Origin of the sequence: Paracoccus sp. Ld10, assembly GCF_045064235.1 — a bacterium.
GTDB lineage: Bacteria > Pseudomonadota > Alphaproteobacteria > Rhodobacterales > Rhodobacteraceae > Paracoccus.
This window is the reverse complement of sequence record NZ_JBISHD010000006.1, coordinates 210,510-224,318: the sequence shown is the minus strand read 5'-3', so window position 1 is coordinate 224,318 and position 13,809 is coordinate 210,510. Positions and strand designations below refer to the sequence as shown.

12 protein-coding genes are annotated in these 13,809 nt (G+C 66.8%); 8 read left to right on the top strand and 4 right to left on the bottom strand.

Translation table 11 applies throughout. The features are described 5' to 3' along the window. Positions 1-21: 21 nt before the first annotated feature. Positions 22-2,205, bottom strand: coding sequence for a 1,4-alpha-glucan branching protein GlgB (gene glgB / locus ACJJVR_RS04215; protein ID WP_405402497.1), 2,184 nt, complete (start codon positions 2,203-2,205; stop codon positions 22-24). A 117-nt stretch (positions 2,206-2,322) separates the two neighbouring features. Between glgB and ACJJVR_RS04210 the strand changes: the two genes are divergently transcribed. Further along, the gene (locus ACJJVR_RS04210; protein WP_405402538.1) at positions 2,323-3,927 is read left to right on the top strand and encodes an alpha-glucosidase; all 1,605 of its coding nucleotides are present in this window, start codon (positions 2,323-2,325) and stop codon (positions 3,925-3,927) included. Between the two features lie 18 nt (positions 3,928-3,945). On the opposite strand, the gene ACJJVR_RS04205 is transcribed toward ACJJVR_RS04210, so the two are convergent. Both ACJJVR_RS04205 and ACJJVR_RS04200 read right to left on the bottom strand, forming a co-directional pair. After that, positions 3,946-4,134, bottom strand: coding sequence for a hypothetical protein (locus tag ACJJVR_RS04205; protein ID WP_405402494.1), 189 nt, complete (start codon positions 4,132-4,134; stop codon positions 3,946-3,948). After that, complete coding sequence (locus ACJJVR_RS04200; RefSeq protein ID WP_405402493.1) at positions 4,131-5,105, bottom strand: LysR family transcriptional regulator; 975 nt, start codon at positions 5,103-5,105, stop codon at positions 4,131-4,133. The genes ACJJVR_RS04205 and ACJJVR_RS04200 overlap by 4 nt, the downstream gene beginning before the upstream one ends. 121 nt (positions 5,106-5,226) lie before the next feature. Here ACJJVR_RS04200 and ACJJVR_RS04195 point away from each other — a divergent pair, with 121 nt between their 5' ends. Then, positions 5,227-6,159, top strand: a complete 933-nt coding sequence (locus tag ACJJVR_RS04195) for a ring-cleaving dioxygenase (RefSeq protein ID WP_405402491.1) — start codon at positions 5,227-5,229, stop codon at positions 6,157-6,159. Positions 6,160-6,176: 17 nt separating this feature from the next. Further along, positions 6,177-6,731: an NADPH-dependent FMN reductase gene (locus ACJJVR_RS04190; protein ID WP_405402489.1), complete on the top strand. Its 555-nt coding sequence runs from the start codon at positions 6,177-6,179 to the stop codon at positions 6,729-6,731. A gap of 833 nt (positions 6,732-7,564) precedes the next feature. Here the strand turns inward: ACJJVR_RS04190 and ACJJVR_RS04185 are convergent. Further along, positions 7,565-9,061, bottom strand: a complete 1,497-nt coding sequence (locus ACJJVR_RS04185) for a VOC family protein (RefSeq protein WP_405402488.1) — start codon at positions 9,059-9,061, stop codon at positions 7,565-7,567. Positions 9,062-9,214: 153 nt separating this feature from the next. On the opposite strand from ACJJVR_RS04185, the gene ACJJVR_RS04180 reads away from it, so the two are divergent. The 5 genes from ACJJVR_RS04180 to aroQ are packed head-to-tail and all read left to right on the top strand — an operon-like array spanning position 9,215 to position 13,733. Next, positions 9,215-10,147 carry a pirin family protein gene (locus ACJJVR_RS04180; protein WP_405402487.1) on the top strand — a complete coding sequence of 311 codons (933 nt, stop codon included), beginning with the start codon at positions 9,215-9,217 and terminating at the stop codon, positions 10,145-10,147. Between the two features lie 11 nt (positions 10,148-10,158). Further along, complete coding sequence (locus ACJJVR_RS04175) at positions 10,159-10,701, top strand: DUF924 family protein (protein WP_405402485.1); 543 nt, start codon at positions 10,159-10,161, stop codon at positions 10,699-10,701. A gap of 2 nt (positions 10,702-10,703) precedes the next feature. Further along, positions 10,704-11,765 (top strand): histone deacetylase family protein, encoded by a 1,062-nt coding sequence (locus tag ACJJVR_RS04170; protein ID WP_405402484.1) that lies wholly within the window; start codon positions 10,704-10,706, stop codon positions 11,763-11,765. 33 nt (positions 11,766-11,798) lie between these two features. Next, positions 11,799-13,265 carry an asparaginase domain-containing protein gene (locus ACJJVR_RS04165; protein ID WP_405402483.1) on the top strand — a complete coding sequence of 489 codons (1,467 nt, stop codon included), beginning with the start codon at positions 11,799-11,801 and terminating at the stop codon, positions 13,263-13,265. A 36-nt stretch (positions 13,266-13,301) separates the two neighbouring features. After that, the gene (gene aroQ / locus ACJJVR_RS04160; protein ID WP_405402536.1) at positions 13,302-13,733 is read left to right on the top strand and encodes a type II 3-dehydroquinate dehydratase; all 432 of its coding nucleotides are present in this window, start codon (positions 13,302-13,304) and stop codon (positions 13,731-13,733) included. Positions 13,734-13,809 lie beyond the last annotated feature (76 nt).

The following is a 13,809-nucleotide window of genomic DNA, read 5'->3' as shown; positions in this document are numbered from 1 at the left end:
GTCCTCTCCTCCCTCATGAAATCAGCCTGCCGCCACGAAGATCACCACGGACAGCGGCGGCAGGGTCACAGTCATCGAAGCCGGCTGACCGTCCTGCGGTTCCCCGTCGGCCACGACCCCGCCCAGATTGCCCATGCCGCTGCCGCCATAGGCGGTGGCATCGGTGTTCACCGCCTCGCGCCATTGGCCCGACTGCGGCACGCCGATGCGGAAACCGGGACGCGGCACCGGCGTGAAATTGCAGACCACCACCACCGGCGGATCGCCCGCATCGCCGCGCCGCACCCAGACATAGGTCGATTGCGCAGGGTCGGTGGCGACCCACTGGAACCCCTCGGGTTCGGCATCACCCACATGCAGGGCGGGCGTGTCGCGATACAGCACGTTCAGGTCGCGCACCAACGCCTGTACCCCCTGATGCATCGGCTGACTGGCCGCGTGCCAGTTCAGTTCGCCATTGTGGTTCCACTCCTCGGGCTGGGCGAACTCGCAGCCCATGAACAGCAGCTTTTTGCCCGGATGCCCCCACATAAAGCCGTAATAGGCGCGCAGGTTCGCGAATTGCTGCCATTCGTCGCCTGGCATCTTGTGCAGCAGGCTGCCCTTGCCGTGGACCACCTCATCGTGGCTGATCGGCAGGATGAAGTTTTCGGTGAATGCGTACATCAGCCCGAAACTCATCAGGTCGTGGTGATAGCGGCGGTGGACCGGATCGCGGCTCATGTAGCGCAGGGTGTCGTTCATCCACCCCATGTTCCACTTGAACCCGAACCCCAGGCCGCCCGCATCGACCGGCGCCGACACCTTGGGAAATGACGTGCTCTCCTCGGCCACGGTCATGATGCCGGGCTGTTCGCCGTAAGCCTCAATGTTCATCTGCTGCAGGAACGCGATCGCCTCGTAATTCTCGCGGCCGCCATCCTTGTTGGGCACCCATTCGCCTGCCTTGCGCGAATAGTCGCGGTACAGCATCGACGCCACCGCATCCACGCGCAGCCCGTCGATATGGTATTCGTCCAGCCAATAGACGGCATTCGCGGTCAGGAAATTCTGCACCTCGGTCCGGCCGTAATTATAGATCAGCGTGTTCCAGTCCTGGTGAAACCCCTCGCGCGGGTCGGCATGTTCGTACAGGTCGGTCCCGTCGAACCGCGCCAGACCATGCGCATCGCTCGGGAAATGCCCCGGCACCCAGTCCAGCAGAACCCCCAACCCCGCCCGGTGCGCGGCATCGACCAGATCGCGAAACTCGTGCGGCGGACCGAACCGGATCGTCGGCGCATAGAGGCCCACCGGCTGATAGCCCCATGACCCGTCGAACGGAAACTCGCTGACCGGCATCAGCTCCAGGTGGGTGAACCCCATGTCCTTGGCATAGGCGACCAGATCACGGGCCATCTCCTGATAGGACAGCGGACGGCCGCCATCGTCGTACTTGCGCCGCCAGCTGCCCGGATGGACCTCATAGATGCTGATGGGGGCGCGGCGATCCTGCGCCTTGGCGCGGGTTGCCATCCAGTCGCCGTCCTTCCAGCCATAGCCCGCGATGTCGCGCACCACGCTGGCCTTTTCGGGCGGATGCTGGCTGCCGAACCCCACCGGGTCGGCCTTCAGCATGACCCCGCCCTGGGCATCCAGGATCTCGTACTTGTACAGCGTGCCCTCGCCCAGATCGGGCAGGAAAATCTCCCAGAACCCCTGGCCCACGCGGCGCATCGGGTGCCGCCTGCCGTCCCATCCGTTGAACTGACCCACCACCGACACGCGGCGCGCGTTGGGCGCCCAGACCGCGAACTGCGTCCCTGCGACGCCCTGATGGGTGGTCACATGCGCACCCAGCACCTGCCACAACCGCTTGTGCGTGCCTTCGGCCAGCAGGTGCAGGTCCATCTCTCCCAATACCGGCGCGAACCGATAGGGATCGTCGAACGTCCATTCGACACCGCCCCCCGACCGCGCCTTCAGCTGATAGGGGCCTGACGGAATGGGCCCCGCGAACAGGTCGCCCGCCACGCGCGGCAGATCGACGGCCCCGTCAGGCCCCACCGCCGACAACGCGGCCAGATCCGGGTGATAGACGGTCAGCCATTGTCCGTCGCCAAAGGGGCGCGGGCCCAGAACCGAAAACGGATGCGCACATTGCCCTTGGGCCAGCAGGGCCTGATCTGCGGGGCTAACATGCGGAGGATTCTTGATTTTGTCCATGCTCTCCACCTTAGCCCCATCATCGATCAGGACAATCGTCTGGTTAACGCTAACACCTCCTATTTGATCCCGCTATAGTCATGCAGGATGTCAGAGCGGTTGAACGAGGTGACGACGATGGCGGAATGGTGGCGCGACGCGGTGATCTATCAGATCTATCCCCGCAGCTTTCAGGACAGTGACGGCGATGGCATCGGCGACCTGCCGGGCATCACCCGCAGGCTGGACCATGTGGCGGCGCTTGGGGTGGACGCGATCTGGCTGTCGCCCTTTTTCACCTCTCCGCAAAAGGACATGGGCTATGACGTGTCCGACTATACCGACGTCGACCCGCTGTTCGGCAGCATGGCCGATTTCGACGCCATGGTTGCCCGCGCGCATGATCTGGGCCTCAAGGTCATCATCGACCAGGTCATCAGCCATTCCAGCGACAAGCACCTCTGGTTCGAGGAAAGCCGCCGCGACCGCACCAACGCGCGCGCCGACTGGTATGTCTGGGCCGACCCAAAGCCCGACGGCACGCCGCCCACCAACTGGCCCGCAGTCTTTGGCGGTCCGGCTTGGGAGTGGGAGCCGCGTCGCCGCCAGTACTATCTGCACAACTTCCTGATCGAACAGCCCGACCTGAACATGTGGAACCCCGCCGTTCAGGACGCGCTTCTGGACACGATGCGGTTCTGGCTGGACCGGGGCGTGGACGGGTTCCGGCTGGATACGGTGAACTACTATTTCCACGACGCCAAACTGCGCGACAACCCGCCCAACCCCGACCACAAGGGCCCTGAAACCTATGGCTTCCAGCGCCACGTGCATTCCAAGAACCAGCCCCAGAACATCGCCTTTCTGGAACGCATGCGCGCGCTGACCGACAAATACGACGCCCGCATGATGGTCGGAGAGGTCGGCGACGGCGGCCAGACCGCCATCGACATCATGGGCGATTACACCAAGGGCGATGACCGCCTCCACATGTGCTACAGCTTTGAAATGCTCAGCCCCGATTTCACCGCACGCCATTTCCGGCACACGATCGAGGGCGTGCACGACCATGCCCCCGACAGCCATTCCTGCTGGTCCTTCTCGAACCACGACGTGGTCCGGCACGTGACACGGTGGTCCGACCACGCCGAAACCCCCGATGCATTGGCCCGGCAGGCGGCGGCGATGCTGCTGTCGTTCCCCGGCACGATCTGCCTCTATCAGGGAGAGGAGTTGGGCCAGACAGAAACCACGTTGGTCTATGCGGAACTGACCGACCCCCCCGCCCTGCGCTTCTGGCCCGAGGTCAGGGGCCGCGATGGCTGTCGCACGCCGATGGTCTGGGATCAGGGCGAACCGCATGCCGGCTTCTCGGCCACGACGCCCTGGCTACCGGTCAAGGATGAACAGGCCCTCCGCGCCGTGGCCCATCAGCAGGATCGGGACGACAGCGTCCTGGCGGCCTATCGCGACACGATCGCGTTCCGCAAGGCATCCGATGCGCTGCGCTTTGGTACGACAACGTTCCTTGACATGCCCGAACCGGTGCTGGCATTCCGCCGCGACCATGGCGGACAGGCGCTGACGGCAGTGTTCAACCTGTCGGCCACGCCCCTGTCGCTGAAGGTGGCGGGCGACACTGCGCTTTGCGGTCCGGTGCATGCCGCGCTGGACGCGAGCGTGCTGCACCTGCCTGCGAACGGGTTCGCCTGGCTGACCGGTACACCGACGCTGACGGCCTGAACCGGCCATGCCGGGGCCTTATGGCTCCGGCTGCCGCCACACGAACAGCGCCACCGCCAGATAGACCCCCGCGGCAGCCGACAGAATCGCCCAGACCGCGCTGCCAGACCACAGCTCCACCACCGCCCAGACCAGCGGCACGATCACGCAGATCACCCGCACCCACAGCGGGCGAAAGAACGGCGCGTCGGGATCGACCAGCCTCATGGCGCACCTTCCAGGGGCTCGGGCCGGCGGGGGGTCCGGGGGGCTGGCCCCCCGGCCATCGCGGGACGCACCAGACCGCGCTGCCATGGCGGGTTTTCGGCAAAGGCCGCCGCAATGTGATCGACAAAGGCACGTGTCTTGCGCGGCAGGGGCCGGATCGGGGGCCAGACCACGCTGATCGGCATCGGGTCCTGCGCCAGATCGGGCAACAGCCGCACCAGCCGCCCGTCGCGCAACGCATCATGAACGATGAACAGCGGCAGCAACGCCAGCCCCAGCCCCCCGATGGCCAGATCGCGCATCGCCTCGCCGTTGTTGGCGGACACCCGGCTTTGCCGGAGCGGTGGAACATCCGCGCCAAAGGGCCATATTTCGGCCAGCCGCGCATTCAGGTACCCGATGACCTCATGCCCCGCCAGATCGCCCGGCCCCGTCACCGCCCCGTGCCGTTCCAGGTAATCCGGGCTGGCCACCAGGGCACGCGGGTCCTCGCACAGGCGGCGCGCCATCAGGCTGCTGTCCTTCAGATGCCCGATGCGCAGAGCCAGGTCGAACCCCGCCCGTCCCAGATCGGCTTGCCGGTCGTCATACTCCACCACGATCTCCAACTCCGGATGCGCGCGGGCGAACCCCGCGATCACCGGTCCCAGATGGCGGATGCCGAAACTCATCGGCGCGGCGATCGACAGCCTGCCGCGCAGCGTGGCCTCGGGGGCGGCGGCGCTTTCCGTGGCGGCGACCAGTTCGGCCAATGCAGGACGCAGCCGCTCTGCCAGTGACAGCGCGCTGTCGGTGGGTGTGATCCGCCCTGCGTGCCGGGTAAACAGCGCGACGCCCAACGCGGCCTCGAAATCGCTGATCCGCTTGCTGACGACGGATTTGGACAGGTCCGCCCGCACCGCAGCACAAGAAATGCTGCCGGCATCCAGGACCGACAGAAAGGTGCGGATATCCGTGATCGTCCAGCTCATGGCGCACCCTAGCATGCCGCCAGTCGTTCGCAAGAACCGAACACCGCGTTGACGCGCGCATGGGTGCCGCGAACGCCATGCCTGCGCCATATTTCCTGACAAGCCAACACAGGAGCCTGCCATGCAGTTGACCGGAATTCATCACCTGACGGCCATCACCTCTGATGCGCGGGGCAAAAACCGATTTTATACCGACACCTTGGGCCTGCGCCGGGTCAAGAAGACCGTGAACCAGGACGACACATCGGCCTATCACCTGTTCTTTGCGGACGGCGCGGGCAGCCCAGGCACCGACATCACCTTTTTCGACTGGCCCGCGGCCCCCGAACGCCGCGGGACGAACGCGATCACCCGGACCGGGCTGCGCGTGGGTTCGGACAGCCTTGATTACTGGGCCGACCGCCTGTCCGGACTGGCGGGCCCGATCACGACGCTGGACGGTCGTCCGACCCTGGACGTCGAGGACCCCGAGGGTCAGCGCCTGCGCCTGATCGCCGCCCCGACCCCGGCAGGCCAGCCCTGGGACCGCAGCGACGTCCCAGCCGAACACCAGATCCAGGGCCTGGGGCCGATCACCATCTCGGTCCCCGAACTGGCGCCAACCCAGTCCGTGCTGACACAGGTGATGAACATGCGCCTGGTGCGCGACTATGCCAGCCCCGATGGGCAGGGCCAGGTCCATGTGTTCCAGATGGGCGATGGTGGCGCCGCGGCCGAACTGCATGTCGCGGTTCAGCCCGACCTGCCGCAGGCGCGCCAAGGGGCGGGCGGGGTACATCACGTGGCCTTTCGCGTACCCGACACCGCCGCCCTGACCGCCTGGACCGACCACGTCGCCCGGTTCCGCGTTCCCAGCTCTGGCGAGGTCGAGCGGTTCTATTTCCGGTCGTTGTATTTCCGCGAACCCGGCGGCAATCTGTTCGAACTGGCGACCGACGGGCCGGGTTTCGACGTGGACGAACCCTTCGAGACGATGGGCGAGGGATTATCCCTGCCCCCGTTTCTGGAGGGCAAACGCCAGCAGATCGAGGCAGGGCTGAAACCGCTGACCTGACCACAAGGAGAACCGCGATGACCACGATTCTGGGACTTTCCGGCAGCCTGCGTCGGGCATCGCTGAATTCCGGCCTGCTTCGGGCGGCGGCGGATGTCGCCCCCGATGGGGTGACGATCACCATCGGCGACATCGCACAGGTGCCGCTGTATGACGGCGACCTTGAGGCCGCGTCGGGCATTCCCGCCGCGGTCACGACCCTGACTGAACAGCTGGCCGCCGCCGATGGGTTGCTGCTGGTCAGCCCGGAATACAACAACGGCGTGCCCGGCGTGTTCAAGAACGTCATCGACTGGATGTCACGCGGACCCGGCATGGCCGCGTTCAAGGGTAAGCCGGTGGCAGTCATCGGCGCCTCTCCGGGCGGTTTCGGAACCGCGCATGCACAGTCGCACTGGCTGCCGGTGCTGCGGATGCTGGGCACGCGCCCCTGGTGGGACGGGCGGCTGATGGTGGCGCGTGCGGGCGACCTGTTCGATGACCACGGCACTTTGACGGACGACAAGACCCGCACAAAGGTGGCGGAATTCGTGGCGGGCTTTGCGGGGTCCATCGACCGCGGCCATTCGTGACCTGAATCGCCCATCGCGTACGAACCGCGCGCCACCTGTCGGGTACGGTGCTGGTCCGGCAGACCAATCTTGTCCATGGACAGATCGGCCCGTGGCGCGGCCCTTGTTCGGACCTTTTGCACACCGCTTTGCTGATGGCACAGCCGCAACAATCCGGGCCGATGGCTGATCAGTGCCAGGCGCACACGGATGGCCCGTGCATCGTTCTGGATCATGCCGTTGTTCCCGATAGGACAGTACCGCGTCGCGTGGTCACCGTCTTGGGTAGCGATATGACGCAAAGGCGACCGCTTTGCCGTTGGGGCGGAACTGCAGAACGCCTTGGCCGTTTTTGCCGCGTGACGCGGCAAATACGCGTCCAGACCCCGCCAGCCATCCACGCAAAGCGTATGGCGGCATTGAACATGATCCATCGCCACTGCGCTTGTCGCGCACGCCAAGGATTTACCGCGTAAGCCAGTCAGAGCCGTCGCGGGCACTCCGTCCCGCCCAACCACCATCGGCAGAAGCGTGTCAAAGGCGGCCCCGGCGGCAATCGGACCATGTCCGGATCAGCACCGGACGCGGTCGTTTCAGGGTGGGCGCGACGCGTTCTGGACATCACGCCGGGGGCTGGCGCACAGCCAAGTCGCGCGAAACGAAGGTTCATTCGTCACGCACGGGATCATCATTGGGTCGCCGCAAAGGCTTCGTCGGCACGACGGTTATCACAGCGCGTTGACCGCATATCGACGATCCGTTCGGGAACCGGTTCAATTTGTCTGAGTTATATGCCCGTAAACAGTCTGAAGAGTGCGCCCCGCCTCCGGCAACAACCGGAGGCGGGGCTTTTTTCATGGCGCAGGTTCCGTCAACCACGCGCTGGCAGCGGACAGATCTTCGGGAGCGATTTCATGGCCCGCCGCGACCTGTCGATCGTCCAGATCGGCCCCGCTGGCGGCCAGCCAGTCGTTCAGCGCCGGGGCGTATTGCTCATAGGGATCAAGCGCGCCACGCAGGGTCAGCACCCTGACGCCCGACAGGTCCGCATCGGGAACCGCGTTCAGAACCAGCATCGGCCGGATCAGAATCGCCCGCATGATCAACTCCGGGTGCAACGCCATCACGGCGCCTGCAAAATTCGCGCCATTCGAATAGCCCAGCACCGTCAGCCGCGCGGGGTCCAGACCATAGGCGGCCATCGCACTGTCCCAGAAATCCGCAAAGACCGCGGCTTCAGAACGGATGTCGTCCTGGTCAAAGCTGACCGGAGACAGGCGGCGGAAAAAGCGGGCAACGCCCTCCTCGGTTGATCGTCCGCGCAGACCCAGCAGGGTCGCACGCGGCGCGATCCGGTGCGCCAAAGGCATCAGGTCTGATTCCGACCCGCCAGTGCCGTGCAGCAGCAGGATCACCGAACCATCCGCATCGTCGGGCGCATGGATACGGTGGATGAAGGGCAGATCGCGCATGGGGGTCCTTTCCTCGCCCGGACGGGCGAATTGCGGCAGGCGCAGCCGCAGGTCGATGCTGTCGGTCATGTGCGGCGGGACCATCAGGGTCCGGCCAGGGTCGTCCTCGTCCACGGTCATGCCGGGGCCTTCGGTCGCCAGCTCGATCAGGATGCCCGCAGGATCGCGGACATAGAGAGAGGTGAAATACAGCCGGTCATGAACCGTCACGTCCGTCAGGACGGCACGGTGGGCATGGATCGCATCGACATCCTGCACGCGCAGCGCGACGTGGTCGATCACTCCCGTCCCCGGGATACCCGGCACGAATCCGGCCGTGTCGCGGATGTCGATCACATCGCCATCGGATGCCAAACGTGTCACGCCCCCTTCGGCCCCCTGCAGGGCATAGCCGAACCCGGCCAGAAACGCCGCCGTGGCACCGGCATTTTGCGACCACAGCGTCACGCCGTGCATGCGGGTGGGCGATGCGGGCCATCCGGTGTCGGGAATGTCCACGCCCACCAGCTTGACGATGATCCCGTCAGGGTCGCGCAGGCGCAGCACCGGCGCGCCGAATTCGTGCGACGGCCCCTGAACAGACAGGCCGCGCTGCATGGCGCGGGTCAGCCAGTCGCCGATCCGCATACGGGGGATGGCCAATGCGATTTCCGCAACCTGCCCGTGGCCGACGCGACCCGGCGCGCCGTCCTGCCAGACCAGAAAGCTGACCAGCGATCCGGGCGTGCCGTTGGCATCGCCATAGAACAGGTGCAGTTGTTCGGCATCCTCGAACCCCGCAGTCTGCTTGACCAGCGACAGGCCGACAAAGCCCATCCAGAAATCGACATTGGCCTGCACGTCGCGCGTGATGGCTGTCACGTGATGAAGTCCCGTCATGGCGACCTCCTTTCACGGCCCAAGATGACCGCGCCGAGCGTTCGGCGCCACGAGGGCTCGGCGCAACGCGGCGTTCGCCCCTGCCGAACGACCGCACGCTTGCCCGATGGTCTGCGAACCCTCATCCTTGAGGACAGCACAGGAGACAACGCCATGAGCTGGAACCCCGCCCTGACCCCCGGATGCCCCGATCAGATCGGCCTGGATGCCATCGAAACCCTGATCATCCCCCGCGCCCGCGATCTGGGCGGGTTCGAGGTGCGCCGCGCCCTGCCCGCCCCCAAACGCCAGATGGTCGGACCGTTCATCTTTTTCGACCAGATGGGCCCGGCGGAATTCCTGACCGATCAGGGCATCGACGTGCGCCCGCACCCCCATATCGGCCTGGGCACGGTCACCTATCTGTATCGCGGCAGCTTCCAGCATCGCGACAGCACCGGCGCGGACCAGATCATCACGCCCGGCGCGCTGAACTGGATGGTGGCCGGGCGCGGTGTGACACATTCCGAACGCAGCCCCGATGCCGTGCGCGCCGGGCCCAGCAGCCTGTTGGGCATTCAGACCTGGATCGCCCTGCCGGAAGCGCACGAGGACGCAGCCCCCAGCTTTGAACATCACGCCGCCACCGCCCTGCCCGAGATCCGCGACCAGGGGATCGAGGCGCGGCTGATCCTTGGCCACGCCTATGGCGAAACCGCCCCGGCGACGATACATTCCGACACCTTCTATCTGGACGTGACGCTGGCGCCCCGCGCCCGCTTTCCCCTGCCCGTCGATCACGAGGATCGCGGGATCTACATCACCGAAGGCAGCGTCAGCATCGCCGGGCAGGAGTTTCAGGCCGGTCAGATGATGGTGTTCCGCCCCGGCGATGCGATCACCGTGGCGGCGGGCGACCGGGGCGCACGGCTGATGGCGCTTGGCGGTGCCACACTGAACGGGCCGCGCCACATCTGGTGGAACTTTGTCGCGTCGTCGCGCGACCGGATCGAGACCGCGAAACAGGAATGGCGCGAAGCGCGTTGGGGACTAGGCCGGTTCGACCTGCCGCCGGGCGACCGCGACGAATACATTCCCCTGCCATGACGGAGAGACACATGCCCAAGACCCCCCACGAGGTGCTGGAGTTCTGGTTTTCGGACCAGATGCGCCCCTATTGGTTCGCCAAATCGGACGACATCGACCGCGACATCGCCGCCCGGTTCAGCGACACCTATGAGGCCGCGCATGCCGGTCGGCTGGACGCCTGGATGGACGCGCCCGACACTGCGCTGGCGCTGGTGATCGTGCTGGACCAGTTTCCGCGCAACATCTATCGCGGCGGGCCGCGCAGCTTTGAATCGAACGACCTGGCGTTGCGCCATGCGCGGACCACGCTGGACATGGGCCACGATACCGGACAGACGCCTGACCGGCGGCAGTTCTTTTATCTGCCCTTCATGCACAGCGAGGATTTGGCCGACCAGACCCGGTCCGTCACCCTGTACGAGGGGCTGGGCAACGACCACTCGCTGCATTTTGCGCGTGAACACCGCGATATCGTCGCACGCTTTGGCCGCTTTCCGCACCGCAACGCGATTCTGGGCCGCGACAGCACCCCCGATGAGGCCGAATTCCTGAAAACGCATTCCGGCTTCTGATCTTGCCCAAGCGGCGCGGGCCCCCTAGCCTGTGCCGCATGGACAGCCTTCCCTGCTTTTACGCGCCCGACACCGCCGCCCATGATCCGCAGTTCTGGATGCTGCGCGGGGTGCCGATGGCCAACAAGGAAACCGCCGAACGGGCCGACCGCCTGTTGGCGGGTATCGCCGCCGCCGGTCTGGTCGCGACCGATCCGCCGGTCACCGACCGTGCGCCGATGCGTGCGGTCCATACGGCACGGTACCTGACCTTTCTGGAAACCGCGTGGGACGAATGGCAGACCGCCCCCGGCGCGGGGGCAGAAGTCGTGGCCAACCTGCATCCGCAAAAGGCAGGCCAGACCTATCCATCGGGGATCACCGGGCGGGCGGGATGGCACATGGCCGATACCGGCTGCCCGCTTGGGCGCCATACCTTTGCGGCCGCGCTGCGCGGGGTCGACACCGCGTTGGCGGCCACCCATGCGGTGCTGGACGGCGCGGGTGCGGCCTATGCGCTGTGTCGTCCGCCGGGGCACCATGCCGATGCCGACACCGCGGCGGGCCACTGTTTCCTGAACAATTCCGCCGTCGCCGCGCAGGCGCTGCGCGGGGTTCATGACCGGGTCGCCATTCTGGATATCGACGTGCATCACGGCAACGGCACGCAGCAGATCTTTTTCGACCGCGCCGACGTGCTGACCGTGTCGGTCCATGCCGACCCGGACGCGTTCTATCCCTTTTACCTGGGCCACGCGCACGAGGTGGGGCCCCCAGGCACCAACCTGAACCTGCCGCTGCCCTTGGGGTCGGACGATGCCGTCTGGCTGGACGCGATCGACCGGGCGCTGAACCGTATCGCGGATTTCGCGCCGGGCGCGCTGGTTTTGGCCCTGGGGTTGGACGCGCATGAAAACGACCCGTTTCGCGGGCTGCGCGTGACCACCCCCGGCTTTGCCCACGCCGCCGCCCGCATCCGCGCGGCGGGCCTGCCCACCGTCATCGTGCAGGAGGGCGGCTATGTCTCCGAGGATCTGACCCGCAACCTTGCCAGTTTCCTGCAGGGCTGGATCGGCACCGCCTGAGCGGTCTATAGCGGTCCGGAACGGGGGGCCATCATGCGCATCTGCATCATCAACACCGGCGGCACGATCAGCAGCATGGGACAGCCGCTGGCCCCGATGTCGGCGGACCGGTTTGCCCGCGCCGCGGGTGATCTGCTGGGACCGGCACTGGCAGCTGCCCTGCCGGGTTGCACATTGCATTTCGATACCGGCCTGCGGTTTCCCGGGGACGGGCCGGGAACGCTGGACAGCACCGACCTGCGCCCGTCCGACTGGTGCCGAATCGCGCGGCGGGTGCTGGAGCTGTACGTCGATCACGACGCCTTTGTGGTTTTGCACGGCACCGACACGATGGATTATACCGGCGCGGCGCTGCCACTGCTGCTGAATGTGTTCGACGGTCTTGGTTTGGCGCGCGCCGCGCTGTCCAAGCCGGTGATCCTGACCGGTGCGCAACTGCCGCTGTTCACCGACACCACCGCCGGTCTGGTCCTGAACGCGGGCAGCGATGCGTTGGCGAACCTGACCGGCGCGCTGGCCTGTGCGCGCCTGCGCCTGCCCGAGGTTGCGGTTTTCTTCGACGGCCGCCTGATGCGCGGTGGCCGCACGGTCAAGGTGTCGACCACCGGCTTTGCGGCGTTCGACAGCCCGCACCTGCCACCGCTGGCCGAACGCGGCATCGGCATCCGCATGGGTCACGTGCCGCCCCTGCCCGGCCCCGCCGCGCCGGACATGGCGCTGGACGCGGCCCCGGCCCGCGCGCTTGCGCTGGCACAACTGGACGCGGTGCAGGCGCGCATCGACGTTCAGCGCGTGGTGCAGATCGCGGCCGTGCCCGCCGATCACCGCGCCGCCGCGCCGATGCTGGCGCAACTGGTGCGCGCGGCGCTGGATCAGGGCGCGACCGGGCTGGTCCTGCAGGGGTTCGGTCCGGGCAACGTCCCGGCGGGACAGGGTGCGATGGAACGGGTGCTGACCGACGCGGGCGTGCCCGTGCTGATCGCCAGCCGGGTGATCGGCGGGCAGGTGGGCGCGTTCGATTATGCCGCCGGGGCGTGGATCGCGGCGACAGGGGCCGTGGCGGGGGGTGACATGACGCCCGTGGCCGCGCTGGCCAAGTTGGCGATCCTGACCGCCGCCGCGCCCCATCACGGGTGGGACCGCGCCACGCTGGACACGCTGCTGACGCGCAGTCTGGCCGGGGAATGCACGGCCACGGATCGGATGGACGGGCCGCTGTGGCCGGGACAGGCGCTGACCTGCGGCCCGGTGCGGTTGGAAAACGACCCCGATGCCGGGCCCTTGCTGACCCGCAACGGTGCGGTTCTGTGGCGCGCGCCGGGTCCGGGGGTGCTGCGGATGCGCGGCGACCGGCTGGCGCTGATCGGTCATGACGGGGCGGTGCTGTGGTCCGGGCCGCCCACCCCCGGCGCGGTGGCGATCCTGTGCGACGATCCCGCGGGCCTGCAGATGGTCGACCCCACCCATCGCACGGTTCCCGTCATGGCGCTTGCGGGCTGACCCCGGCCCGCGCTAGCAATTCCCAGCAAGGAGACCCTGATGCCGCTGATCCATGTCCTGAACGGTCCGAACCTGAACCTGCTGGGCCAGCGCCAGCCCGAGGTCTATGGCCACCAGACGCTGGCCGACCTCGAGGCGCTGTGCCGCACGGCCGCCGCCCCGCATGACATCCGGTTCCTGCAATCCAACTGGGAGGGCCAGATCGTCGACTGGATCCACGAAGCCCGGCTGGAGGCCGCGGCCATCGTCATCAATCCGGCCGCGCTGACCCACACCTCGGTTGCGGTGCTGGATGCGCTGAACGCCTTTGACGGCCCGGTGATAGAGGTCCATATCAGCCAGATCCACAAACGCGAGGCGTTCCGCCATCATTCCTTTGTGTCGAAACGCGCCGATGGGGTGATCGCGGGACTGGGCCTTGACGGCTATGGCGCAGCGCTGCGCCATGTGGCGGGCCTGATCGCCTGAGGCGAAAAGGCCGCCGGACCTGACCGCAGGGAGGAGGAGGGCGGGCAGGACCGGCGGCTTTCCGAAGTGTCCGTGG

Coding starts and splice junctions, on each gene's coding strand:
- glgB (WP_405402497.1), bottom strand. CDS start 2,205: ATGGACAAAATCAAGAATCCTCCGCATGTTAGCCCCGCAGATCAGGCC.
- ACJJVR_RS04210 (WP_405402538.1), top strand. CDS start 2,323: ATGGCGGAATGGTGGCGCGACGCGGTGATCTATCAGATCTATCCCCGC.
- ACJJVR_RS04205 (WP_405402494.1), bottom strand. CDS start 4,134: ATGAGGCTGGTCGATCCCGACGCGCCGTTCTTTCGCCCGCTGTGGGTG.
- ACJJVR_RS04200 (WP_405402493.1), bottom strand. CDS start 5,105: ATGAGCTGGACGATCACGGATATCCGCACCTTTCTGTCGGTCCTGGAT.
- ACJJVR_RS04195 (WP_405402491.1), top strand. CDS start 5,227: ATGCAGTTGACCGGAATTCATCACCTGACGGCCATCACCTCTGATGCG.
- ACJJVR_RS04190 (WP_405402489.1), top strand. CDS start 6,177: ATGACCACGATTCTGGGACTTTCCGGCAGCCTGCGTCGGGCATCGCTG.
- ACJJVR_RS04185 (WP_405402488.1), bottom strand. CDS start 9,061: ATGACGGGACTTCATCACGTGACAGCCATCACGCGCGACGTGCAGGCC.
- ACJJVR_RS04180 (WP_405402487.1), top strand. CDS start 9,215: ATGAGCTGGAACCCCGCCCTGACCCCCGGATGCCCCGATCAGATCGGC.
- ACJJVR_RS04175 (WP_405402485.1), top strand. CDS start 10,159: ATGCCCAAGACCCCCCACGAGGTGCTGGAGTTCTGGTTTTCGGACCAG.
- ACJJVR_RS04165 (WP_405402483.1), top strand. CDS start 11,799: ATGCGCATCTGCATCATCAACACCGGCGGCACGATCAGCAGCATGGGA.